Genomic DNA, 25,191 nt, shown 5'->3' on the forward strand with positions numbered 1-25,191 from the left:
AAGGGCTTGGGGTTGATATGGTGCATTGTCAGGCGGCGGCCGCCGTCCTGTATCGCGCCGGCGATTTGCTCAGCGAGATGTTCGGGATGAGCTTTTGGCGCGCCGCTTCATAGGCATTCCAGTCTGCTGCGTCCGGCAACGACGGGATTGTGACGAACTCTCCTTGATCGAAGCCGGCAAGCGCGGCGTCGACCAGATCGTCGCCCTGCATGACCATCTTCCGGGGCAACTGGCCGACAGAGCCGCCGGCGGCATCCCAGAAATTGGTCGCGATCGCGCCCGGCAGCACAGTCTGGATGCGGATGTTCCTGTCGGCAAGCTCCATCAACAGCGACTGGCTGAAGGCCAGCACGAAGGCTTTCGTGCCGCCATAGACGCCGTTGAGGATTTCCGGCGCGATGGCGACAGCCGAGGAGACGTTGATGATGGTGCCCCCGCCACGCGCCACGAATGCCGGAACGACGGCATAGGTGAGCCGCATCAGCGCTGTCACGTTGAGGTCGATCATCGCCTCCATGTCGTCGGCGTTCGACTCGAGCAGCGACACCAGCGCCCCGACCCCGGCATTGTTGACCAGCATGGTGACGTTCGGATTGGTGGCCAGCAGCGTCTCGATGCGCTTCAGGTCGCCTTTGTCGTTGAGATCGGCAGCAACGGCCTGGACGTTGCGGCCCGTGGCGCGGGCCACACGCTTGGCGACCTCGTCAAGTTTGCCCTGGCTGCGAGCCACCAGGATGAGGTCGTAGCCGCGGCGCGCCAGCCGGTCGGCATAGATTGCCCCGATCCCCGAGGACGCTCCGGTCACCACCGCGATGCCTTTTTGCGAAATGGACATTGTCTTTCTCCTGTTCGACTGCGCCGCCAACGACGCGATGTTCGAGTTTTATTGTTGAATTGAACGAAGCCGGGGCGGTGCTAGCCCTGGCCCAGTGTCTCCGTGTAATGGCCGAGCCTGCCCTCGATCTCGCCGCTGGTCTGAAGCCCCAATTCCATGAGCTGCTTGATCCTGAACTGGGCCTCCGGCCGCTGGACAGACGTGATGAATGCATCCCAGCCGATGGCGATCTCCGGGTCCGAGGGCAAACTCGCGAAATCGACAAGCCGCTTGGTGTCGGCTATGGCCTGGCGGTCGAATGTTGCGATGCGCATCGCTAGAACATCGACGAAAGCGTCGAGCTCATCTTCCGGAAGCGCACGGTTGACGTAGCCGTATCTCTCGGCCAGTTCGCCGCCGATATCGTCGGCGCCCAGCAGAATCTCCAGCGCACGGCCACGGCCCATCAGCCTCGGCAAGCGCGCCATCGGCCCACCGCCCGGCACAAGTGCGGCCCCGACTTCCCACTGCGAAAGGATTGCCCTTTCCCGGCTGGCGAACCGCATGTCGCTTGCCAGCGCGAGTTCGCTGCCGACGCCCGTCGCCCTTCCCCGGATCATCGCGATCGACACGACAGGCGCGCGGGAAATGCGGACCAGCATGTCGGGAAGCGGATGCAGCCCGGTCGGGCCGGAAGGCAGGCTCGTGGATGCCGACAAAGGCGGCGTGAAATTGTAGTGGGTCAGGAAGAAGCCGGGGACGGCGCTGTCGAAGACGACGACCTTGAGCTCCGGATCGTTTTCGATCGCGGTGACCACCGCGTCGAGCTGCGGAATGGTTTCCGGCCCGAAGATGTTGAAGGGCGGGTTGTCGAAGATAACGCGCCAGTAGGCCGGGGTGTGGCGTTCAACGCGAATCTGCCTTGCCGACGATGCCTGCTGCGATTCGACGTGGAGCGCGTTTTGGGGCGGGCTTCCCGTAGTCTCGACCGCCAGCCCTGCTGCTTCGTAGTTCATGATGGTTCTCCTCATCGCTTTGCGCCATGGGCGCGTTCGCTCGCGCGGGCCGGCCAAACGATGCGGCCCGCTGTTTCAGATCGTCAGGACGGCAAGCCGCCGGTGATTGGCTAGATTTGCTGGCGCAGCGGCCGGAAGGCGGCCCGCAGTTCCTCGGTGAAGAGCGTCGGCTGCTCCCAGGCGGCGAAGTGGCCGCCCTTGGCGGGCCTGTTGTAGTGGATCAGCTTCGGATAGGCCTTTTCCGCCCAGCTCTGCGGGGCCTGATAGATCTCGTCCGGGAATGCGCTGACCGCGACCGGGATCTTGATGCCGCGCGGATCGAAGAAGCCGCCCGACGGGAAATGCGCGTTGTCCCAGTAGAGCCGCGCCGAGGAGATCGCGGTGTTGGTCAGCCAGTAGAGCGTGACGTTGTCGAGAACGTCGTCCATGCTCAGCCCCTCGGGCTGCCCGTCGAAGACGCGGGCGATCATCTGGTAGCTGCGGATGTCGTGGTCGAGCATCCAGGCAGCCAGGCCGACCGGCGAGTCGACGATTCCGTACAGCGTCTGCGGGCGGTTGTTCATCTCGATCGCGTAGCCGAGCCCATTCTTGTAGAAATCGTCGAGCTGGTCATAGGCGCGCTTCTCGTCCGGCGAGAGGCCGGCGGGGGCCGGGCCGCCGGCGGCGAGCGCCTTGGAGATATCGGCCGGAACGGTCGCCGCCATGTTGGTGTGGATGCCCAGCAAGCCCGGCGGTTCCTGCAAGGCCATCTGCTCAGAGACGGCATTGCCCCAGTCGCCGCCCTGCGCCACGTATTTCGTGTAGCCGAGGCGCTGCATCAGCGTCGCCCACGCCTTGGCGATGCGGACGGGAGTCCATCCCGGCGCCGTGGGTTTTCCCGAGAAGCCGTAGCCCGGCAGCGAGGGGATCACCACGTGGAAGGCATCCGCTTCGCTGCCGCCATGGGCGGTCGGGTCGGTCAGCGGCCCGATGATCTTCATCTGCTCGATGATCGAGCCGGGCCACCCATGCGTCACGATGATCGGCAGCGCATGCTCATGCTTCGAGCGGACGTGGATGAAATGGATGTCCAGCCCGTCGATCTCGGTGATGAATTGCGGCAGGGCGTTCAGCCGCGCTTCCATCTTGCGCCAGTCGTAGTCCGTCGCCCAATGCTTCGCCAGTTTCTGCGCGGTCTCGGTCTGCACGCCCTGCGTGCTGTCCGCGACGGTCTCCTTGTCCGGCCAGCGGGTCGCCGCCACGCGCCGGCGCAGGTCGTCGAGCTGCTCCTGCGGAAAGCTGACGCTGAAGGGGCGGATCGGTGCGGCGGATGCCGCGGGCCGCAGCGCACCCGGAAGAAGGCTGATGGCCGCGGCCGCGGCGCCCGTTAGAAGCAGTTCGCGCCGCGTCGTGGAAAGCGTGATGGCAGACATGTCGTCCTCCTGTGCCGAACCGTCCATCGGCGGACGGTTCCGGTTGGTTTTCGATGGCTGCGGGCGACTTCTGCCCGACAGGAAAAACCTAGGCGCAGTCCGCTCCGGGGTCGAATTAAGCTCCGTGAGGAAATCTGAAATATTCTGAAGCTATCCCGGCAAGGCGCGGCGATGACGGATGTCTCTCCACGCCCCACGGCAAAGCCGATCGCCCATTGTGCTCGCGGGCGGGGCGGGCTTAACTGCGAAATCTCGAGTCTCAACAACGAGATCATCATCGCCTTGGCGCAGATCGAAGCACGCGTCTTTGAATCCCGTGGATGGGAAGTCGATCTCGCGAAGCGGGAGTTGCGCGCGCGCGGCCAGGCGGTCCCGATCGGCAGCCGCGCCTTCGAGATCATCGAGGCGCTGGTTCAGGCGGCGGGCGAACTTGTCACCAAGGAAGAGCTGATGCGGCGGGTATGGCCCGGCCTCGTCGTGGAGGACAATACCGTCCAGGTCCATATCGCCGCGATCCGGAAGGCTCTGGGCGAGGATCGAGGCCTGTTGAAGACCATTTCCGGTCGGGGATACCGACTCCTTGGAGACTGGACCACCCGGCAGGAGATAGTAGCCGACCAGCCGTCCCCACCCGAGTCGCCCGAGCGCACGCGGCCGGCGGCGCATCCGTTCCGGACGAATGTCCCGGTGGCCGCTTCGGCTCTTGTCGGCCGGGAGACGTCCGTCCAGCAACTGCTTGATCTGGTATCCGCCTACCGGGTCGTGACCCTCACCGGGCCGGGCGGCATCGGCAAGACCGTCCTGGCGTCCGAAGTGGCGCGCAGGCATTTTCCGGCGCTGCAGGGCGACGTCCTGTTCGTTGAACTGGTCTCCCTCTCCGATCCCGATCTCGTGCCCTTGACGATTGCCCACGCACTCAATCTCAACCTGCATGGAGACGCGGTGTCCGCCCAGTCGGTGGCGCGCGCGATCGGCGACAAGCGGACCATGCTGGTTCTCGACAATTGCGAGCATGTCATCGATGCCGTCGCCGCGGCGGTAGAGGTCCTCGTCGGCCAGTGCCCGCATGTTTGCGTGCTTGCGACCAGCCGGGAGCTGCTGCGCATCGAGGGCGAATTCGCCTACCGTGTGCCCGCGCTGGAAGTGCCGGCTCACGATGCGGAAGATGTCGATGACGTCCTGGAGCACAGTGCGGTGCAGTTGTTCGTGGCGCGCACGCGGTCGCTGCGGGCCGATTTCCAGCCCGAGGGCGACAAGCTGCCGGCGATCGCCGCCATCTGCCGGCACCTCGACGGCATCCCGCTCGCTATCGAATTCGCGGCCGCGCGCGCGGCAACGCTCGGCATCCAGCAGGTCGCAGGCCGGCTCGACGATCGTTTCGCCTTGCTCACAAGCGGGCGGCGCACCGCACTGCCCCGGCACCAGACGTTGCGGGCGACGCTCGATTGGAGCTACGAGCTGCTGCCGGAGCCCGAACGGCGGCTGCTTCGCCATCTTGCGGTCTTTCCCGCCGGATTCACGCTGGAAGCCGCCACAGCTGTGATGGGCGGCGCCGAATCGAGCGTCGCGCTGGACATTTCGAGCCTGGTCCTGAAGTCGCTTGTCGCGCTGGACGGATCGGAAGTCGCGCCGCGCTGGCGTTTGCTCGAGACCGTTCGAGTATATTCCTATGAAAAACTGGTTGCCGGCGGCGAGGAAGGGCGAGCCCTGCGGCGGCTTTCGGCGTTTTGTCTGTCGCTGTTTGCGCCATTTGCCAGTGAAACCGCACTTCAGTCGGCCATCGACGACCTGGGGCGCTACATCAGGGAGGTCGACAATCTCCGCGCGGCGCTCGCCTGGGCTTTGTCGCCGGCAGGCGAACCCTCATTGGGCATCGACCTCGCCGCCACCGTGACTGACTTCTGGATCGCGGCGTCACTTGCCACAGAGTGCTGCGATTGGGCGGAAAAGGCGCTGCTGCGGTCGGGAGGCGCCGGCACGCGAAGCGAGATGATCTTGCAATGCGGATTGGGAATCGCCCTGATCTACACCCAGGGAATGAGCCGACACGCCCGGGAAGTGCTGATGCAAACCCTCGATTTGGCGCGCCGGCTTGACGATGCGGAGTACCAGCAACGCGCAACATGCGGTCTCTGGCTGTTTTCCGCCCGTTCCATGGCTCTCAAGGACGCATTGGCCTTTGCCCGCGACTTTGAAGAGGCCACACGCGGCGACAACCTCCAGCGCCAGGCGACCGCCGCCTGGCTGCGCGGTGTACCACAGACCTATCTCGGTCAACACGCGCAGGCCAATGAAAGCTTGTCATGGGCGATCGAGCATTACCCCGTGGCGAGCCGACGCCGTGACATGATCAGGCTCGGTGGGGATCCGCGATCGTCGTCCCTGGCTCACAGGACAGTGAGTTTGCTGTCGCAAGGATTTCTGGATGCCGCCTCTCGCGAATCGAAGGATGCGGTCGACGAAGCGCGAGATACCGGACAGCCGACCTTGCTCTGCGTCGCACTCGCTTGGGCGGCCGGCTTCGTCTCTCTGAGTCTCGGGGAGTTGGAGCAGGCGCGCGACTATGGCGAAGAGCTTGTTGCCACCGCCTACAAACACGCGCTCCGCCCCTTCTACGCTGCGGGCCTTTGTGTGCGAGGCAGCCTGGCGGCCAAAACCGGCAGGCCAGAAGCGGGCGTGGACCCGCTTCGTTCCGGACTTATGGAGATGAAGGAAGCGAAGTACCTGCTGTTCTATCCGTTTTTTCGGACCGAACTTGCCATTGCTCTGGGAGCAATGGGGCGGATCGACGAAAGCCTGCACGAGATCGACGAGGCGCTGCAGTTTGCAAGGGAAACCGACTATCGGTGGTATCAGCCGGAAATGCTGAAGACCAAAGCCGAGTTATTGGAGCGCGGTCGTGTCAGAGACTTGAATGAGATCGAGCTTCTATACAGGCAATCGATGCGCGAGGCCGGGGAACAACAGGCCCTTTTCTGGGAACTTTCAGCAGGTATCGGACTAGCGGAATTTGTCATCCGACAAGAGCGGGCGGGCGAAGCAGATCGGATAGTTTCGCCTATCTATCGCCGCTTGACGGAAGGATATTATGCGGCCCCCGTAAAACGAGCTGAAGCGCTCCTGCACGGCCTGAGCCAATCCATCGGCGATGGGTGAGCGTCATTGGTTTCCGCGTTGACTAAGAACGTGGTGCGCTTTGTGGGAATCGTATGGATTCACAAATCTCAAGTCGCAATTATTGGCACTTTTGCCCCGCGCGATTTCCTTCATCCGATGGTCGTCTTCGGCGAGGTGGGATTTTGTTCCAACGACGTCGTCGGCTCCGTGACGACCCACCGAAAGGGCTCTTGGCCTCGGATGTTGTGAGTATTGATCCCCGGCAAAGCGACCGTTATCGCAACGGAGCGCGGGTGAAGCCGAGAATTTCGATTTCGGGCTCTCTCGCTACTCTGGAGGTAAGGCAAACTCCAGTGCCTACCGACAGCCGCTAAAACCTTGATTTCCTTACATTGGCAACCTGGGTACTAAATTTTCCAAGTCCCCAGCTTTGGAGAACCTCCGCGAAGAGAGAGCGAAACCTGCGGTTACGCGCGCTCGTCTGGTTCACGGCTTTGTTCAAAAAAGCCGGAATTCTGCGCCGTTTCGGGTGCTCATCTCGGGAGCGGAGAATGTTGTAGCTGAGTGCAGTGGCGGAGGGAGTGGGATTCGAACCCACGGTGAACTTGCGCCCACGCCGGTTTTCAAGACCGGTGCCTTAAACCGCTCGGCCATCCCTCCAAACCGCCGAAACGCGGATCCTGGCTCCGTCGAGGAATGACCGCAGGCTCGCACGATTTGATCTGCCGCCTTTATCGTCTTGCGCGGCGCGCCGTCAATGTTCCGTCCGATTTCATCGCGGCGACCGTTTGATATCGCGAAACCCCAATCTCCGAATGGGTACTGCGGATCACCCCCCGACCGGTTCGACGATCACCGTGTTGGTCTGCAGATATTCGTGCAGCACCCCGGTGCCGTTCTCGCGGCCGATGCCCGCTCATCTTGTAGCCCCATGGGCAGCATCCAGCGGACGGGCCGGAAGGTGTTGACGAAAACGAGGCCGGATAGTGCTCGGACCCATTTCGGATACGGCCGCTGATCCGGGGCGACACCGGCGTGTCATCAAGGCTTGTCAAGCTCGATCACAGGCTCTTACGGCGTGGCTTATTCTTTGTTCGCCATGCGCCGGGCAGAGGTGGCTGAATGGTTTCCCCGCAACATCGTTTGCTTTAAGCTGTAAATGAAATCTCGATTGAACCGGCAGGGCAGGCTTGGACTATCCCGTCTCGTTGCATATTCTGAAGGCTGCTCCCCGCATCACGTTGTCATTTGCCGCCTATTTGGCGATGTCCGGGTGCGCGCGCATGTATGACGGCTCCATCGTGCCGGAATACACGGCGGAAAGGGTATCGGGCGGACTGATGCCGCGTGTCGAATACCGCAGGACGGATGTGTTGCCGCCAAGCAGGCTGATCGAATTCCCGCCTGCCCCGCCTCCCCCCGTGAGCGAAGATCCCGCTCCGGTGGTTCGCGCCGCTCCGCGCCGGACGCCGGGCCGGTTGATCCCAAAACTTCCGGAAAACCTGCCGCGCAACGTCCACTGCCGCAACGAGGCGGCGGTGGACGGCAGGATACGCGTGGTTTGTCTCTAGGGGGAAAATCCTGTCGGGTTACCCGCTGAATTTAAAGGGTTTTTAGCCGGCGGCATTCATCCGGATGTCATGCGGCCATCCTATACACGAATTGTTCGCGGCCTGACCATGGATGTACCGGCAGGCAAGTGGACGTCCAGGAAAGGTCGGGTTTCCCGGCCTTTTTTGTTGCGCCGACGCCACCGGCAATTCGCGGTCAGCGGCCAGCAATTTTCCTCTGCCGTTGCTTTTTGGCGCGAGCCCGAGGCGCCGAAGCGCGCCTCCTGTCCCGGCACCCGCGTGGCTGGGAGAAAAGCAACACCAGGACCGCGGCGCTGAGCGGTCTCGGAAAGCGACTGACCGGGGGTCCAAAACTGAACCAGTAGCGGAAATCGAAAAACGCCGAGCCTCGCGTCGCAGCCGGGTTCCGGCTGCCGCAGGTCATGCGGCAGCCTTCCTTCAGTTTCGCCAGCGAACGAACTTCATCCCAACCGCCTCAAACACGATATCGCACGTGCCGAACCCGCTGCCTTGGGCCGCCCGGCAGGCATTGCCGAGGCGGCATTTGGCCATTCCCCGGCCGCGTTTTTCAGGTGATCCAAACGCAACCGCCAGCGTTTGTCGGAAATGAAATAGTGTCAAGCGCAGTCAGACCAAAAAGCAACACAACCAAGACGTAGATGAATCCACACATCCCTTCCGTCATTTTGATCGATCCAAGGAATGCGAATGTATGAGAACGGTATTCTTCGATGATCAGGTCTTTTTGGGGAACCTCGACGGCCGATCATCGTTCATTGGCGGCGCTTGTCGATTCGAAAAGCGAACCGTGTTAACGCGCTATAAAGATTAGCCTTGATTCGCGTGCATTTTAAGACAAAGACATTCGGATATTTGGAGAGAGCGAACGTGGAAGACGAACACACCTCAAGGCTGGAACTGACGGCGTCGATCGTTTCGGCCTATGTATCGAAAAACAGCGTGCCGATGGCCAATCTTGCCGACCTGGTGACCAGCGTGCATGCCTCGCTGGGGAAGCTTACGGGCAAGGTGGAACCGGAACCCGTGCCGCTCGTGCCTGCGGTGCCGGTGAAGAAGTCGATAACGCCCGAATACATCATCTCGCTTGAGGACGGCCGCAAGTTCAAGTCGTTGAAACGCCACCTCAGCACGCAGTATGGCATGTCGCCAGAACAGTACCGCGCGAAATGGGGCCTGCCGACAGACTATCCGATGGTTGCTCCGAATTATGCCGCGACCCGTTCGGCGCTGGCCAAGACGATGGGTCTTGGGCGCAAGGGCGAACCGGAAGAGGAAGCGGCGCCAGTCGTCGAGAAGCCGGCGCCTCGCCGCAAGCGCACGGCGAAAGCCAAGGAGTAGTCGGGAAGCCGGCATTCCATGGCTGCGAACCCGGCGTCGAGGCAAATTCGGTTGATCCCGAAATAGGACGCGCCGGCAAAGCGACCCGCGCTTTCATGAGTTGAGACAAGCCGCGACGCCTGCGGTCGCCGATTTGGTCGGCCATCGCAGGCGACGATTTTCGGCGCTTCGTTTTCGATGGCGGCATGCTTCTCGTGTCTTGACGCAACAGCGCATGGCCGATAGGCGGACACGGCGACGAGGCATTCTGAAGGGTTCCCTTTCTGATGGAAATTTTCACGGCGGCGGGCTTCACCGCACTGTTGCAGGTCATCGCAATCGACCTGGTGCTCGCGGGAGACAATGCGATCGTGATCGGCCTTGCCGCTGCCGGCCTGCCCGCCGACCAGCGCAAGAAGGCGATCCTGGTCGGCATCGGCGCCGCCACCGTGCTGCGCATCGGCTTTGCCCTGATTACCCAGTGGCTTCTGGCGATCGGCCCGTTTCTCCTTATCGCGGGTGGGCTGCTTCTGCTCTGGGTCTGCTGGAAGATGTGGCGAGAACTGCGCGTCAGCCATGAAGAGGAACATCAGGCCACAGAAGCGTTGTCGGACACCGACTACAACAAGGACGGCTCGGTCGGCGGCAACGGCCCGCGCAAGACCTTCGCGCAGGCGGCGTGGCAGATCGTCATCGCCGACGTGTCGATGTCGCTCGACAATGTCCTGGCCGTTGCCGGCGCGGCGATGGAGCATCCGACGGTCTTGATTATTGGCCTCGCTCTGTCGATCGCGCTGATGGGTTTTGCCGCCAGCTTCGTGGCGCGGCTGCTGCACCGCTATCGCTGGATCGCCTATATCGGCCTGCTAATCATCCTCTACGTGGCCATCAAGATGCTCCTCGACGGCGCCGTGGACCAGTTCCCCGAGCGATTCAGCTTTCTGAGCACGTGGTTCGGCTCGCACGGCGGCGGCCACTGAAGCTGCCGATCTTGTCCGCGTCGAACCCGGCTTGCTCGTGAAACCAGGCTGATCCGCGATATCGGATCGGCGGGCCTGCACCGGGAGTGCAGGTTGCGGTGTTTCGTCCTCCCGCGAGGCAGTACCATTTGCGCTCGCGGTGTGGTAGGTGCCCGCCTTTCGAGAAACCGGAAGAAAATATGTCCGCCGCACCCCGCGTGAGTTTCGTCAGCCTCGGCTGCCCGAAGGCGCTCGTCGATTCCGAGCGCATTCTTACGCGCCTGCGGGCCGAGGGCTACGAGATATCCCGAAAGCACGACGGCGCCGACCTCGTCGTGGTGAACACCTGCGGGTTCCTGGATTCGGCCCGCGATGAATCGCTCAGCGCCATCGGCACGGCAATGAAGGAAAACGGCAAGGTGATCGTCACCGGCTGCATGGGCGCCACGCCCGAACTGATCCGCGAAAAACACCCGAACGTGCTCGCCATCACCGGTCCGCAAGCCTACGAAAGCGTCATGGCGGCCGTCCACGAGGCAGCGCCGCCGCAGCACGATCCGCTTTTCGATCTGCTACCGCCGCAAGGCATCAAGCTGACGCCGCGCCACTACGCCTATCTGAAGATTTCCGAAGGCTGCAACAACCGCTGCACCTTCTGCATCATCCCGGCGCTACGCGGCGACCTCGTCTCGCGGCCCGCGGCCGACGTGCTGCGCGAGGCCGAAAAACTGGCCAAAGCCGGCGTCAAGGAAGTCATGGTGATCTCGCAGGACACCAGCGCCTACGGCATCGACGTGAAATACGAGGCCAGCCGCTTCCAGGACCGCGAGGTGCGCGCGAAATTCTACGACCTCGCAAAAGAACTCGGCGATCTCGGCATGTGGATCCGCATGCACTACGTCTATCCCTATCCGCATGTTGCAGACGTTATCCCGCTGATGGCGGAAGGAAAGATTCTTCCCTATCTCGACATTCCCTTCCAGCACGCCTCGCCTGCCGTGCTGAAGAACATGCGGCGTCCCGCCCATGGCGAAAAGACGCTGGAGCGCATCCGCGGCTGGCGCGAGGTCTGCCCCGACCTTTCGATCCGCTCGACCTTCATCGTCGGTTTCCCCGGCGAGACTGAGGAGGATTTCGAGATGCTGCTCGACTGGCTGGACGAAGCAAAGATCGACCGCGCCGGCTGCTTCAAATACGAGCCGGTCAAGGGCGCGCGCTCAAACGATCTCGGGCTCGAGCAGGTGCCGCAGGAGATCAAGGAAAACCGCTGGCACCGCTTCATGCAGCGCCAACAGAGGATTTCCGCCATCCAGCTTCAGAAGAAGGTCGGCAAACGGCTACCCGTCATCATCGACGAGGCCAACGGCACCGCCGGCAAAGGCCGCACCAAATACGATGCGCCGGAGATCGATGGCACCGTGCATGTTTCGTCGCGGCGGCCGCTGCGTGCCGGCGACATCGTGACGGTCAAGATCGACCGCGCAGACGCCTATGATCTCTACGGCCAGGCGGTCTGATCAGACTTTTCCTTCCCAGGCCGGCACGGTTTTCGCAAGCGCATAGTCCTTGGCCTGCGCCCGCTTCCACGCGGGTCGCTCACCAAGGCGCTCCAGATAGGCCTTGAAGGCCGGGCGCTCCGGAAGCTTTTTCAACTGCACCATCGTGTAGCCGATGCCGGACGCCAACTGAATGTCAGCGGCCGTGAAGCGATCGCCGGCGGCAAAATCATTCTCGGTCAGCCGGCGTTCGACGTAATTCACCATGTCTTCGAACAGGCCGAACGAATAATCGTTGCTCCTATAGGAAAGGCCGTGAGCCCTGCCGGCGATGCAAGGGTCGAAGACGGCGTCGCAGTAGACCAGCGCGGTCAGATAAGGCCCGCGCATCGGGTCGCCGATCGGCGGTGCGAGACCGGCATCCGGAAATTCATCCGCGAGGTAGGTGGTGATCGCGGCGCGCTCGGTGACAATGGTGCCGTTGTGGTCGATCGCCGGAACCTTCTTGTTCGGCTGGATCTTCCGATAGTCTTCCGGCACACCGCCCTCGGCGCGGATATCGACATGGATGAGTTTGTAATCGACCCCAAGCTCCTCCAGCAGCCAGAGCACACCGGACCCGCGCGACCACGGCGCATGATAGAATTTGAGCATCGCTTCCTCCGATCCCTGATATAACGGCGCCACACTATCAGCCTGCTCCTGACACCCGATGGTCAGCATGTGTCGCGCAACGGCACGGCCGGACAATCGTTCCGCATGCGGGCTATCCGGGCGGAACAGCACATGCCAACCAGGTCTGGCAAACTTCGTCACCAGACGAGCAACGTTCCTTGTCCACAGCAAAGATCGCCCACACTGCGAAAATATCCGAGGGCCGTGATCCTTCCTTTTTTGCTTCCGGCAAGGACGGCGCCATCCACCACGTGTCGGGAGGACTCCAGTGCTCAGAAGGCAAGCCCGTGTACGACGTTCAGTCGGCGCCTTCTATTCGGCACCCGGATTCGTGCCGCTTGCGTCGCGCCAGGGCGACTCTCCATCCGCCGCTTGCCGTTGCCAAAAGCCTGATCGGCTGATCTACGGCCGAAGGAACAAACTCATGCAAACGCCCAGACATCCTCGGCGTAGAGCCCAACCTGATACCCGGCAGTCTTCAGCTTCAGCATGACCTTGCCGATGTCGGCAGCGGTCAGCGCGCCGATCTCGATCTTGATCATCCCCGGTCTATACCGCTCGATATCGAGCTGATCGAACACCTGCCAGTCGGCACCTTCGCAGTCGACGAGGAAGGCATCGATGTGCTCGACCCGGTTGCGGTCGAGCAGCGATTGCAGCGTGGCGCCCGGCACTTCGATCGATTTCAGAAAGGGCTCGAATTTCTGGAAATTCTGGTCCTGCTCGCCCCAGGCGTTGTTGCCCGACATCAGGTTGGTGTCGCTGATCGACGAGCAGCCGATGAATTCGAGCGGCAGCGTACCCGCCTCGAGGGCCGCGGCGTCGAAGGTTCGGATGGAGATCGCTCCGCTGGTCGGGGTCACCGCCACCGGCTCTATGATGAAACGCCCCGCGTCCGGATAATTGGCGCGCAGGCGCTTCTGATTGTACGGGATCGGCTCGACCAGCATGGCGCGCGAGCCTTTTATGCGGTGCAGCCACGGCGTTACGTCGTCGAACAGTTTGCCGTCGCAGGCACCGACATTGACCATCTGGAACGGCCGGCCGCTGCCCATCCGCGCCCGCATCGCCGCTTGCGCCAGGAACCGCGTGCCCCGGAACGGCGCGCCGCGATCCAGTATGCCGACCGGCAGAACCAGCGAGAGGAAGACGCGCAGCAGTTCGATGAATTGCGAGGCTTCCCCACCGTCCATGATCAGTTCCTTGCTTTGACGATGTCGAAGCGCGGCTTCCAGATGGTCACCAGCAGGATCGCGAGGCCCAGGATGAAGACGTGATAGAAGCGGTCGTCCGGCAGCGGGAAGCTGGCGAATTTTCCGAGCGTGCCGATCATCAGCGCGAAGATCAGGCCGTTCTGTCTATTGGTGATCGGTTTGCCGTAACGATAGAGCAAAGCCCACCCCGCCGCGAACAGCGCAAGGATCGCCGGCCAGTCGCTGTTGATCAGCGCAACCACCACGCCCCGCACATAACCCTTCAGCATCGTCATCAGCGAGAAGTCGGGGTGGAAGTCGATCATCGAGTTCTGGATCTGTACGCAGGAGAAGTAGAAATGTGCCCACCAGCCCGGATGGTGTCCGTATTTCGAGATCAGCATGCAGCCGACGAAGGAAGCGACAAAGGTCGCGAGCCACGGCATGATCCGCCAGCCGAACACCACCGCGGTCACCAGCATGGCGAAGATTAGGATGAGATTGTCCGGTCGTACAAAAACGCTGGCGAACAAGAGCACGCAGGCGAGCGCGTCGCGGCCGCGTACGAAGGCATAGAGAGCGGCCACGGAGACCAGCGACAGCAGCATGTCGGGCACGACGGACGACGTCATCTGTGCCTGGTCGGCCAGCATCAGCAGCGGCGCAAGGATGAAGCCGCCTTGTAGCGCATTCTCACGCGCCAGCCAGTAGAGCAGCAGCCCGCCGACCAGCAATGACGGGATCACCGACAGCAGGATCGACGCCATTGCCACGCCGAAGATCGGCTCCAGCGCGCGGATTGCCCAGACGTAGCCGACCTTCACGCGATACATCGACAGTTGCGACTGGAAGTCGACCGGGTTCTCCCACTGGTGCTTGTTGTAGGGGTTGCCGTATTGGATCTCGTAGAGCTGCGCCGGCCGCGCGCCTTTCTCGATCTCGCTCCAGGTGGCCGCATGCAGTTCGGCCGGATCTTGATAGCGATCCTCCAGCGCGGTGGCCACATAGGCCACCATGTCCCAATTGTAGTCGGGCTTGACGAGCGCGTAGAGCGCGATCACCACGCAGACCACGGCGAAGAACGCCGCGCCCAGCCAATCGAGCAACGTCCGGTTCGTGGTCGCCTGGGCGATGCCCTTGCCGACGCCCGTATCCAGCGCCCATTCGATCGGCGCACGTTCGATCTTCATCAACATCTGCCCTACCCCTGTTGCCTGGACGGCGCCCCCACGCCGCCGCGACCTTTGCGGTCAGCCCATCTGGCTCTTCACGAAGTCCTTGACGATCGAAACGATGCCGCGCGACAGCAGGCTGTCCAGCGCATCGACGAAGCGGTCGACATGCTCGCGCTGGCAGATCAGCGGCGGCTCCAGCCGGATGACGTTGCGGTTGTATTCGGTGAAGGCCACCAGCACGTCGTAGTCGCGCAGCAGCAGCGATCCGACGAAACCCGACAGCGAACCCTTCAGCTTGTCGTCGAGCACGCTGACCACCGGCCGCAGCACCATCGGCAACGTCTGCGAAAAATCGTGGAACTCCAGGCCGACCATAAAACCCTTGCCGCGGACGTCCTTGATGATCTTCGGATATTTCGCCTGTACGGCCTGCAGCCGCTCCAGCAGGTAGGCGCCGGTCTCGGCCGAATTGTCGATCAGGTGCTCGTCATAGAGCACGTTGAGCGCCTCGATCGCCGTCACGCATGCCTCGCCGATGCCGCCAAAGGTCGCCATCGCGTGGATCATCGCCGTCTTCGGCGTGCCGTAGGCCTTCATGTAGACGTCGCGCTTGGCGATCATCGCGCCGACCGCCGCCTTGCCGCCGCCAAGCGATTTCGCCAGCGCTGTCACATCCGGCACGACCCCATAGTGCTCAAAGGCGTAGAAGCGGCCGGACCGGCCGTAACCGCACTGCACTTCGTCCGCCACCCACAGCACGCCGTACTGGTCGCAGAGCGCCCGCAGCTTCGTCCAGAATTCCGCCGGCGCCTGCACGATGCCGCCGCCGCCCTGGATGGTTTCCAGCACGATTACGCCGATCTCCGGATCGGTGCGGAACGCCCGCTCGATGGCGTTGATGTCGCCGAACGGCACCTTCACCGTGTTGTCCGTCACCTTGAAATCGGCGCGATAAAGAGCACCATCGGTGATGGCCAGCACGCCCTTGGTCTTTCCGTGGAAGGAGTTTTCAGCATAGACGATCTTCGGCCGCTTCGGCCCCGCGGCGCGCTCGGCCACCTTGATTGCCGCTTCCATGGCTTCCGAACCGGACGAGCCGAGGAACACCATGTCGAGGTCGCCCGGCGAGCACTTCGCCAAATTGTGGGCGAGGGCTGCCGCATATTGCGACATGAAGGCGATGGCGATCTCCTGCCGCTTCTCCTCCTGGAACTTTTTCCGTGCCTCAAGAATCTTCGGATGGTTGTGGCCAAAGGCCAGCGACCCGAAGCCGCCGAAGAAATCGAGAATTTTTCGGCCGTTCTGGTCGATGTAGTACATGCCCTCGGCGCGCTCGATCTTGATCTTGTGGAAGCCGAGAAGCTTCATGAAATGCAACTGGCCGGGATTGAGATGCGACTTGAACAGGTCGGTCAGCCGGGCGACGTCCATCGCCTTGGCTTCCTCGACTGTGATCAGGTCCGGTTTCGGCAGAAGATTGTGCCCGGCCGCGATCGTCGAGCGCATCGTGTCCGGTTTGGTCATGGCGTTCATATCATCGATCTCCTATTCGGCCGGAACGTGAGAGGGAGAGGCCACGCGGCCTTCCTTCTTGGCGCGGTATTCGGTGTAGGCGGCGATCAGCATGTCCTCGTCGCGATACTGCGGCACCCAGCCGAGCTGGCGCTTGCCCTTGGACACGTCGAGTACGCATTCTTCGTCGGCAATCAGATACTGCTCGGGGTCCATGATCGGCATGTTCATCCAGTCGAGCAGGTCGAGCGTGCGCTTCACCGCCCATCCCGGCGTCGGGATCAGCAGCGACTTCGATCCGGCATGCTTGACGAGGTCGCCGAGCAGCTTCCTCACCGGCGGCGGATTGAGCGAGCCCAGATTGTAGGCCTCGTTCGGCACACCGGCCTTGAAGGCGCAACGCGCGGCTTCCGCGCAGTCGAACACCGAGATGAACTGGTAGGGGTTTTTGCCCGAGCCGATCATCGGCACCGGCAGGTTCATGTCGATCAGCTTGAACAGCTTTTCGAGGATGCCGAGCCGTCCGGGCCCGATGATGAGACGCGGCCGGAACAGCGAAATGTTCATCCCGCGCTTGCGCCAGTCAGCGGCAAGTTCCTCGGTCTTCCACTTCGATAGGCCGTATTCGCCGAGCGGCGCGACCGGATGCTCCTCGGTCATCGGGTATGTGACCGTGTGGCCGTAGATCATGTCGGTGGTGAAGTGCACCAGCTTCGGCGCGCCGGCCTTGGCCATCGCCTCGATGATGTGAACGGTGCCGTGATAATTCACCGGGAAGAAGAAGTCGTGGCGTTTGGCCCGCACCTGGATCGGCGACAGCATTTTCGCCGACAAATTGTAGACCATGTCGTCGGCCTTGATGCCGACGCCGGCCACCGAGGCCGGATCAGTCACATCGCAACGCACGTATTGCGCGTGGCGATAGTGCGGCAGGTCGCTCTTGACGATATCGGCGACGACGACCTCGTGGCCGTCGGCGAGGAGTTTGGGGGCAAGATGACGGCCGACGAAACCGTCGCCGCCGAAGATAATGTGTCTCATTTTGAGATCTCGCTGGTTTGCAGGGATGCAGAAGCAACCTTCGTGCCGTCTTCGTGGCTGTCGCGTCCGCTCTGCGCGATCAGCACGGTTCCGACGCAGATGAAGGCGATGCCGGCGATGCGCCAGGCGTTCAAATCCTCGTGAAAGATGAAATAGGCGAATACCGCGACGGCGACATAGGCAAGGCTGAGGAACGGATAGGCGAAGGACAGTTCGACCTTCGACAGCACGTAGAGATGCGAGGCCATCGAGATCACGAAGGTGCACAGCCCGAAGAAAACCCACGGGCTGAAAACGATCTGCAGGATCTTGATGACCGGGTTGGCGCCCTCCAAGGAGATCGAACCGAGGCTCATCATCCCCTGCTTCAGCATCAATTGCGCGGCCGCGTTGGTCAGCACCGTGAACAGGATGAACGGCAGATATTTCATGTTTCTCGCTCTCGTTGCACCGGTCCTAGCGGCAACCCGGAAATATCCCGTGAAACCGGGCGCGGCATTTGATTAAACTTTTACGCGTACCGACTTGTCGTGGCCGGCTATTCGGCAGCCTTCGCCACGCCCCAGTCGCGCGACTTCAACCGCATCGCCGTGCGTGCCCAGAAGCTCGACAGGAAGGCCGGATCGCGCATGAATTCGAGCCTCTGCCAGTCCGGAAACGATGCGCCGAAGGTGGCGGCCGACATGCGCGCATCCTTGTAGGGATTGACCGCGCCGCCGGCCGCGACGGTGATTGCGTCGAGTTCCTTGAGCAGCGCCAGCGTGCGCGCTCCGCGGTTCGGGAAATCCAGCGTCAGCGTGTAGCCGGGCCGCGGGAACGACAGCATCGCCGGCGAGCGGATTGTGCCAAAACGCTTCAACACGGTGAGGAACGAACCCTGCCCCGCTTCACGCGCCGCGTGCAGCAGCACGGGAACTGCCTCGCGCGCCGCATCGAAGGGGACGACGCTCTGGTGTTGGAACAGGCCGTTCGGCCCATAGAGCCGATTCCAGTCCGCCACCCCGTCGAGCGGGAAGAAGAAACCTTGGTAGCCGGTGGTGTGCGGACCCTGGTCTCGTCCGCGCTTCCAGCGGTACGCCGCATTGAACGCAGTCAGGAACGGCCGGTTGAGCACGTTGATGGGCGGCTGGAACGGCACCGAAAGCCGCCTCCCGCTCCGGCCGGCCTGCCGCGATCCGTTCTCCGCGTGGTTGCCGGTGAGCAGCAACCCGCGCCCTGCCCGCTTGCCGCCGGCAAGCTGGTCGATCCAGGCGACCGCATATTCATTGGCATCGTCGGCCGCCTCGGCGCGGTCGAAATACTCCGCCAGCCCGGAGAACGGCGTCACCGTCTCGGCCACGTCGAGCGAGGGTACGCGCATCAGTCGGAGCGACGCCGACAGGATGATGCCGGTCAGCCCCATGCCGCCGATCGTCGCCTGGAACAGCCGCGCATTCGACGCCGGCGAGCAAACATAGGTCTTGCCGTCGGACTTCAGCAGTTCGATCTGCTCGACATGGCAGCCGAACGTACCGCGCCGGTGATGGTTCTTGCCATGTACGTCATTGGCGATCGCCCCACCCAGCGTGACGACCTGGGTGCCGGGTACCACCGGCGGGAAGAAGCCATGCGGTGCCGCATGGGCGATGATGTCGGAGAGCAGCATCCCGGCTTCCGCCGTGAACAGGCCGGTCTCGGTATCGAAGCCGATGACCCGATTCAGCGAGCGCATGTCGGCCAGGATGCCGTTTTGCGCCTGGCAACTGTCGCCATAGGATCGGCCATTGCCATAGGGCAGGATCATGTTCGCCCCGGCCTGCCCGCTCTTCATCAACGCTATCGCCTCGTCCGCCTGCATCGCGCGTTGCGCGGGCGGCGTGACGCGGCCGAAGCTGCCGTGCAGCGTGTCCATCAGATCAGACCCGCCATCACCAGCATGATCGCGCCGGCCGCCACCACCACCTGGCTGCGCCAGTCGCGGACGATGAACACAACCGGGTCGTCATGCAACTCGTCGCGGCGCGCCAGGATCCAGATGCGCATGGTGAGATAAAGCACCGTCGGCGCCAGCGGCCACACCATCCACGGATGCGAATAGAGCTCGCGCACGGCCGAACTGTCGATGTAGAGCGCCAGCACCAGCGCCGACGAAAAGGCCGAGGCCATGCCGGCCTGGGCGATGATCTCCTGATCTTCAGCCCGGTAGCCGCGTCCGGCAATGCGTTCACCGGGCACCAGGACCGACGAGCGCAATTCGACATAGCGTTTCACCAGCGCCAGCGACAGGAAGAAGAAAGTCGAGAAGGCGAGGAGCCAGAACGACACGTCGATGCCGGTTGCGGCCGCGCCCGCGAGGATGCGCGTAGTGTAGAGGCCGGCCAACATCAGAACATCCAGCAGCAGCATGCGCTTGACTGCAAGTGAGTAGGCCGTCGTTGCGACAAGATAACCGCAAAGCACGCCCAGGAAAAGCAACGGCAGGAAAGCCGCGACCGCGAAGCTGAGCACCAGCAGCACCGCAACCGAGGCGATGCCGAAGCGCATCGACAGAAGCCCGCTGGCGAACGGCCGGTTGCGCTTGGTCGGATGGCGGCGGTCGAGCGCAAGATCGAAGAAATCGTTGACGATGTAGATCGCCGATGCCGCCGCGCTGAAGGAGATGAAGGCGAGGATGCAGTCGACCAGCATGCCGAGGTTGAAATATTCGTGGGAGAGCACGACCGGCACGGCGATCAGCCCGTTCTTCAGCCACTGATGCACGCGCAGCATCCTGAGGACGGTCTTGACCGTCGGCTTCGGCGTGTCGATCAGCTCGCAGCCATGCGCCGCCTGCCAGCGCGCCGCGCTGCGGTCGGGCGCGACCACGCTGGCCTCGCGCGCCGCATCGAATATCGCCAGGTCGTGCCGGCTGTTGCCGAAATAGTCGAAGCCGGCCTGGCCATAAGCGGCTACCAGCGCCGCGGTCTTGCGCTTGGAGGTCAGGTTCTCCTTACCGTCGGTGGCCAGCACCGCGTCGAAGATGCCGAGATGTTTTGCAATGGCTTCCGCGAATTTGCGCGGCGTCCCGGTCGCCAGCACAAGCCGGCGTCCGCTAGCCTTCTCGGCATGCAGACGCTCCATCACTTCCTTGCGGTAGGGCAGCGCCGCCGGGTCGATGTCGACGCGCTTTGCGATCTCTTGCTTCAGCGTCGCGGGCCCTTTCGCTACCCAGAACGGCACGAGGAAAATCAGCAGCGGGTTTTGCCGCAGCAGCAGGAACAGGCCTTCCCACAAGAGATCGGTCGCGATCAGCGTCCCGTCGAGGTCGACGGCCAACGGAACTGCATTCTTGTCGGACCGCGCATCCATCGAGCCAGTTTCCGCAATTGCCATGAAACGCCATCAGCAGCGTCGCTGGGGAGGCTATAACGGAGGGACCGGTTAGGGTGCGTTAATGCGGCGCCCGGCCGGCAGGGCAGCTTAACAGCTTTGCAAATCAAGGTTAAGCGACTGCAACCGGAAATATTAAAAGGCCGGGCGACGGCCCGGCCTCGACATCCCGCAAAGCGCACCGAAGCGCTTATTTAATGCGGCCGACGCCGCCCGAGATTTCAACCGTTTCGGTCCCGGTCAGCGCCTGGCGATCGCCGTTCGGCATAGTGACGAAGCAGCCGCCCGAGCAGAACTCAACGGTCTCGCCGGCGGCCAGCGAAAGCTCCGATTTGCTGCCGCCTTCTGTGACGATCAGTGTGCGCGGCTCCTGGTCGAGATTGACCGCGCTGGCCGCATGCGCCGCATTGCCCATCAGCATGAGCAAAGAGGCCGCGACGACGAAATTCTTCATGGCTTTCCGGTGTTTCCACCGCCTCTGGGTTAGGGACCCATTTGTCCCCTTCGAGAAGAATTTATAGACGGCCGAAGCTGAACGCCAACTGAATGGCCCATTCATGCCACATTTGCGCCGGCCGTCAAACGGGATCGGCCTTGCGGCGCCGCGGTTTCCGCGCCTTGACCTCTTCCTCGGCCTGCGCGCGGCGCTCGACGGTGGCGGCGAGCTCGGCTTCCGCCCTGTCGTCGTCGGTGGACCATTTTGGCTTCGACAAGTCGACGGGCGACTGAGCGGGGATGGCGATGCTGATGTTCTCGCGGTCGAACGCGTCCAGTATGGCGAAGCGCAGGTCGTTCTGCACGATGCCGCCATTGTTGATGTCGCCGAGGAACACGCGAATCTCGAAATTCATCGATGTCTGTGCAAAGGCCGTGAACGCCACGAAAGGTTCGGGGTTCTTCAGCACCAGCGGATGGCCGGACGCCAGTTCCAGCAACAACGCATGCACTTTTCGCGCATCCGTACCGTAGGCCACGGCGACCGGTATCTCGATGCGCCCGAGCTTGTTGCGGTGCGTCCAGTTGCCGACCGCGCCGTTGATGAGCTCCGAATTCGGCAGGATTACCGACTGGCGCTGGAACGTCTCGATCTCGGTGGCGCGCACGCTGATCTTCTTCACGGTGCCGGAGACCGACCCCGCCACCACCCAGTCGCCGGCCTTGAACGGCCGCTCGGCGAGCAGGATCAGCCCGGAGACGAAATTCGACACGACGTTCTGGAGACCGAAGCCGATGCCGAGCGACAGGCCGCCGGCAATCAGCGCCAGGTTGGAAAAATCGATGCCGGCCGCCGACAGGCCGACCAGCCCGGCAATCGCCAGGCCGGCATAACCGACGACGGTGCGGATGGAGTTACGCACGCCGGTGTCGACGCGGCCGCGCGCCATCACCGAACCGTCGAGCCAGCCCTGGAACCACCGAGTCAACACGAAGCCCGCGCCGAACACCAGCAAGCCCCACAGGATTCCAGTCAGCGACAGCGTGAACGAGCCGATCTGGATGCCCGTGGCGATCTTGTACATCCACGATGCAATGTCTGCAGGCTGGAACCCCCACTGGAACAGCACCAGCGGCAAGCCGACGACCACGACGGCGACGTTGATCAGGATGCTGACTAGCAGGCTGAGTTGATCGAGGCCCGCATCGTCCAGTTTGAACCAGCGCTGGAACCGGGCGCCGATCGTCGTGCCCGCGAACGCCCCTTCCTCCGACACGGCCCGCGACGACAGGAAGCCGATATACATCGTCGCCAGCACGGCGCCGGTCCATACGATCTGCTGCGAGATGAAGCGCGCGAGTCCGATGTAGCCCAGCAGCGCCGCCACGATTGTCATGAGGCCCAGCGCATAGATGAACAGCCGCACCGCCGCTGGCCAGGACCGTGGCCGGCCTTCCTCATCGGCGAAGGGCCGCACCAGGCCGCTGGCCATCACCAGGATGCCGATGATGACGGTCGCCACCAGCGCCTCGCCGACGGTCAGCGCCACCGGGGCGTCCAGCGTCTCGTAGATATTGCTCAGCAGGAAATCCAGGCCGCTGAACAGAGCCGTCGCCGACATGATCCAGAGAAGCTTCGCGGCCGCGCCGGACTGCACCGGAATCAGCCGCCAGTGCGGCAGATCGGGCGACAGCACCGCCTTGCCCAGCCGGTGCACGAAGAACACCAGCCCGATGACGCCGAACAGCGACGCCAGCATGGAGCCGATGTCGCCACGCAGCACCTGGAAATAGTCGAACAGCGAAAACGTGACGCCAAGGAACACGCCCAGCGCCAGCGACGGCAGCAGCGTCGACCAGAACGCCACCGACAGCCGGCTGAGATAGGTGGGATCGGTCCTGTCGGGATCAGCCTCGAACAGATGGCCAAACATCCGTCGTCCGCCGATCAAAAGGACGGCGGCGGCGATCAGCGCGAAGAATGTCGCCGCAAGCACGGAGCTCAGCTTGAAGTTGACGACGAAGCGCCCCCAGGCCGAGATCGACCGGTAGAGGCTGGTGGTTGTTTCGTGAAAGGCGCCGACAACCTCGCTCAGCAGCGGAAAATCGATCTCATAGCGCCTGGTCAGCAGCCGCGAAAACAGGTCGCGGCGCATGTCGGTGACGCGGATGATCAGCGTGTTGACGCGGATCGACAGGTCTTCAGCCGCACCAAGTGCGGCGTTGATCTCCGCCTTTTCGGCGGTGAGGCTCTGGCGTTCAGCCGCTACGGTGTCCGATTCGGGCGCAGCGCCTTGCGCCGGTGGCGGGCCAAGCTGCTCGATGCGCGCATTGATCTCGCCGAGGCGCGGCCGGAACGACACGCTGCTGCTGATCAAATCGCGCGCGATCTCCTCCAGTTGCAGCCGGATCTCAACCAGTTTGGCGTCCTCCTCCAGACTGGCGTTGATGTCCTTTTCGAGCCCGTCGGTGCGAGACGTCAGGCCGCCGATCACCGTGCGCTGCTCGTCGACGATCGACGAACCGGACCGGCCCACCCCCTGCGCGCCGGCCTGCAACGGCACGAAGAGCGCCGCCAGTAGCAGCAGGAACGCCAGGACAAGGTTGGATGCGGCTTTGGTCATTGTTCGGCGCTTGAAAGCTCGCAAAATGGCGTTCGCATGGCCGGCAGTGATACTGGTCGCGCCCTCAGCGGGCAAGCCGGAGTCGGACTTGTGAAAAGTCGTGGCGCAAAACTGGCTTGCGCGCTACGGCTCCGCCTATAGTGTGCCGCTTGCCTAACCTGAAAGTTTCTTTCCCGATGGCGGAATATTCTGCTCTTTCGATCCTCAAGAACGCGCTCACCGGCAACCGTGACTGGAAGCCGGCTTGGCGCAAGCCCGACCCCAAGCCGACCTATGACGTGATCGTCGTCGGCGGTGGGGGCCACGGGCTGTCGACGGCCTATTACCTCGCCAAGGAACACGGCATCACCAATGTCGCTGTGGTCGAAAAGGGCTATCTCGGCTCCGGCAACATCGGCCGCAACACCACAATCGTGCGCTCCAACTACCTGCTGCCGCAGAATATCCGCTTCTACGAACATTCGATGAAGCTGTGGGAAAACCTCTCCCACGATCTGAACTACAACGTCATGTTCTCGCAGCGCGGAATCCTGAATCTCGCGCATACGCCCGGCCAGCTCGACGACTATGCGCGGCGCGGCAACGCCATGCGCCACGAGGGCGGCGACGCCGAATTGCTGAGCCCCGGCCAGATCGCCCGGCTCTATCCCGGCCTCGACGTATCGCCCAAGGCGCGTTTCCCGGTCGTCGGAGGCCTGCTGCAGCCGCGCGCCGGCTCGGCCCGCCACGATGCCGTCGCCTGGGGGTATGCGCGCGGGGCGGACCGGCGCGGCGTCGACATTCTTGAAAACTGTGAGGTCGTCGGCTTTCTCAAGGAAGGCGACCGCATCGTCGGCGTGAAGACGACACGCGGCGACATCCGCGCCAAGAAGGTGGCGGTCGCCGCCGCCGGCAGCACCGGCCGCGTGCTGAAACTCGCCGGCATCGACAATCTGCCGATCGAGAGCCACGTCCTCCAGGCCTTCGTCTCCGAATCGCTGAAGCCGATCCTGCCCGGCGTCATCACCTGGGGCGGCGGCCATCTCTATGTCTCGCAATCGGACAAGGGCGGCCTGGTCTTCGGTGGCGATCTCGACGGCTACAACACCTACGCCCAGCGCGGGAACCTGCCGCTGGTCGAGGAGGTCATGAGCGAACTGCTCGCCATGTTCCCCGGCTTCGCGAAAGTCCGGCTGCTGCGCTCCTGGGGCGGCGTCATGGATATGTCCATGGACGGCTCGCCGATCATTACGACAGGCCCCCTGCCCGGCATGTATATCAATTGCGGCTGGTGCTACGGCGGCTTCAAGGCGACACCCGCCTCAGGCTGGTGTTTCGCCTGGACCATCGCCAAGAACGCCCCCCACGAGATCAACGCGCCCTTCACGCTCGATCGTTTCCACCGCGGCCTCTTGATCGACGACAAGGGCCAGGGCGCCACGCCCAAGCTGCATTGAAATGAACGTGCCCCTTCGCACCCCCCTCT

The 25,191-nt window shown here is 62.9% G+C and carries 19 protein-coding genes and 1 tRNA gene; 6 read left to right on the plus strand and 14 right to left on the minus strand.

Going from position 1 to position 25,191, the window contains the following annotated elements; translation table 11 throughout:
- Positions 1-28: 28 nt before the first annotated feature.
- The 3 genes from ACH196_RS21545 to ACH196_RS21555 all read right to left on the minus strand — a co-directional run bounded on the left by ACH196_RS21545 (position 29) and on the right by ACH196_RS21555 (position 3,242).
- Positions 29-835 (minus strand): SDR family NAD(P)-dependent oxidoreductase, encoded by an 807-nt coding sequence (locus tag ACH196_RS21545; RefSeq protein ID WP_396648986.1) that lies wholly within the window; start codon positions 833-835, stop codon positions 29-31.
- An 80-nt stretch (positions 836-915) separates the two neighbouring features.
- The gene (locus ACH196_RS21550) at positions 916-1,830 is read right to left on the minus strand and encodes an enoyl-CoA hydratase/isomerase family protein (RefSeq protein WP_396648987.1); all 915 of its coding nucleotides are present in this window, start codon (positions 1,828-1,830) and stop codon (positions 916-918) included.
- A gap of 110 nt (positions 1,831-1,940) precedes the next feature.
- The gene (locus ACH196_RS21555) at positions 1,941-3,242 is read right to left on the minus strand and encodes an epoxide hydrolase family protein (RefSeq protein ID WP_396648988.1); all 1,302 of its coding nucleotides are present in this window, start codon (positions 3,240-3,242) and stop codon (positions 1,941-1,943) included.
- A 282-nt stretch (positions 3,243-3,524) separates the two neighbouring features.
- Here ACH196_RS21555 and ACH196_RS21560 point away from each other — a divergent pair, with 282 nt between their 5' ends.
- Complete coding sequence (locus ACH196_RS21560) at positions 3,525-6,398, plus strand: ATP-binding protein (protein WP_396649049.1); 2,874 nt, start codon at positions 3,525-3,527, stop codon at positions 6,396-6,398.
- A 531-nt stretch (positions 6,399-6,929) separates the two neighbouring features.
- Here ACH196_RS21560 and ACH196_RS21565 read toward each other — a convergent pair.
- Positions 6,930-7,019 (minus strand) — tRNA-Ser (locus ACH196_RS21565).
- A 530-nt stretch (positions 7,020-7,549) separates the two neighbouring features.
- On the opposite strand from ACH196_RS21565, the gene ACH196_RS21570 reads away from it, so the two are divergent.
- The 4 genes from ACH196_RS21570 to rimO all read left to right on the plus strand — a co-directional run bounded on the left by ACH196_RS21570 (position 7,550) and on the right by rimO (position 11,744).
- Positions 7,550-7,930 (plus strand): hypothetical protein, encoded by a 381-nt coding sequence (locus ACH196_RS21570; RefSeq protein ID WP_396648989.1) that lies wholly within the window; start codon positions 7,550-7,552, stop codon positions 7,928-7,930.
- 888 nt (positions 7,931-8,818) lie between these two features.
- On the plus strand, positions 8,819-9,289 hold the full coding sequence (locus ACH196_RS21575) for a MucR family transcriptional regulator (RefSeq protein WP_396648990.1): 471 nt from the start codon (positions 8,819-8,821) through the stop codon (positions 9,287-9,289).
- 266 nt (positions 9,290-9,555) lie between these two features.
- Positions 9,556-10,248: a TerC family protein gene (locus ACH196_RS21580; protein ID WP_396648991.1), complete on the plus strand. Its 693-nt coding sequence runs from the start codon at positions 9,556-9,558 to the stop codon at positions 10,246-10,248.
- 179 nt (positions 10,249-10,427) lie between these two features.
- The gene (rimO, locus tag ACH196_RS21585) at positions 10,428-11,744 is read left to right on the plus strand and encodes a 30S ribosomal protein S12 methylthiotransferase RimO (protein WP_396648992.1); all 1,317 of its coding nucleotides are present in this window, start codon (positions 10,428-10,430) and stop codon (positions 11,742-11,744) included.
- Here rimO and ACH196_RS21590 read toward each other — a convergent pair whose 3' ends face one another.
- The 10 genes from ACH196_RS21590 to ACH196_RS21635 all read right to left on the minus strand — a co-directional run bounded on the left by ACH196_RS21590 (position 11,745) and on the right by ACH196_RS21635 (position 23,726).
- Entirely contained in the window at positions 11,745-12,377 is a 633-nt protein-coding gene (locus tag ACH196_RS21590; protein ID WP_396648993.1) for a glutathione S-transferase family protein, read from the minus strand.
- Positions 12,378-12,820: 443 nt separating this feature from the next.
- Complete coding sequence (locus ACH196_RS21595) at positions 12,821-13,591, minus strand: FkbM family methyltransferase (RefSeq protein ID WP_396648994.1); 771 nt, start codon at positions 13,589-13,591, stop codon at positions 12,821-12,823.
- A gap of 2 nt (positions 13,592-13,593) precedes the next feature.
- Positions 13,594-14,781 carry a hypothetical protein gene (locus tag ACH196_RS21600; RefSeq protein WP_396648995.1) on the minus strand — a complete coding sequence of 396 codons (1,188 nt, stop codon included), beginning with the start codon at positions 14,779-14,781 and terminating at the stop codon, positions 13,594-13,596.
- A 60-nt stretch (positions 14,782-14,841) separates the two neighbouring features.
- Positions 14,842-16,272: an aspartate aminotransferase family protein gene (locus tag ACH196_RS21605; RefSeq protein WP_396649050.1), complete on the minus strand. Its 1,431-nt coding sequence runs from the start codon at positions 16,270-16,272 to the stop codon at positions 14,842-14,844.
- 39 nt (positions 16,273-16,311) lie between these two features.
- Complete coding sequence (locus ACH196_RS21610) at positions 16,312-17,319, minus strand: NAD-dependent epimerase/dehydratase family protein (RefSeq protein WP_396648996.1); 1,008 nt, start codon at positions 17,317-17,319, stop codon at positions 16,312-16,314.
- Positions 17,316-17,750 (minus strand): EamA family transporter, encoded by a 435-nt coding sequence (locus ACH196_RS21615; RefSeq protein WP_396648997.1) that lies wholly within the window; start codon positions 17,748-17,750, stop codon positions 17,316-17,318. The genes ACH196_RS21610 and ACH196_RS21615 overlap by 4 nt, the downstream gene beginning before the upstream one ends.
- A gap of 107 nt (positions 17,751-17,857) precedes the next feature.
- The gene (locus ACH196_RS21620; RefSeq protein ID WP_396648998.1) at positions 17,858-19,210 is read right to left on the minus strand and encodes an FAD-dependent oxidoreductase; all 1,353 of its coding nucleotides are present in this window, start codon (positions 19,208-19,210) and stop codon (positions 17,858-17,860) included.
- Positions 19,210-20,646, minus strand: coding sequence for a UbiA family prenyltransferase (locus ACH196_RS21625; RefSeq protein WP_396648999.1), 1,437 nt, complete (start codon positions 20,644-20,646; stop codon positions 19,210-19,212). Before ACH196_RS21625 ends, ACH196_RS21620 begins: the two co-directional genes overlap by 1 nt.
- 211 nt (positions 20,647-20,857) lie before the next feature.
- The gene (locus ACH196_RS21630; RefSeq protein WP_396649000.1) at positions 20,858-21,121 is read right to left on the minus strand and encodes a hypothetical protein; all 264 of its coding nucleotides are present in this window, start codon (positions 21,119-21,121) and stop codon (positions 20,858-20,860) included.
- A gap of 124 nt (positions 21,122-21,245) precedes the next feature.
- Positions 21,246-23,726 carry a mechanosensitive ion channel family protein gene (locus ACH196_RS21635; protein ID WP_396649001.1) on the minus strand — a complete coding sequence of 827 codons (2,481 nt, stop codon included), beginning with the start codon at positions 23,724-23,726 and terminating at the stop codon, positions 21,246-21,248.
- 176 nt (positions 23,727-23,902) lie between these two features.
- On the opposite strand from ACH196_RS21635, the gene ACH196_RS21640 reads away from it, so the two are divergent.
- Complete coding sequence (locus ACH196_RS21640; protein WP_396649002.1) at positions 23,903-25,162, plus strand: sarcosine oxidase subunit beta family protein; 1,260 nt, start codon at positions 23,903-23,905, stop codon at positions 25,160-25,162.
- Positions 25,163-25,191 lie beyond the last annotated feature (29 nt).

Origin of the sequence: Mesorhizobium sp. IMUNJ 23232, from assembly GCF_044326205.1 — a bacterium.
Taxonomy (GTDB): Bacteria; Pseudomonadota; Alphaproteobacteria; order Rhizobiales; family Rhizobiaceae; genus Kumtagia.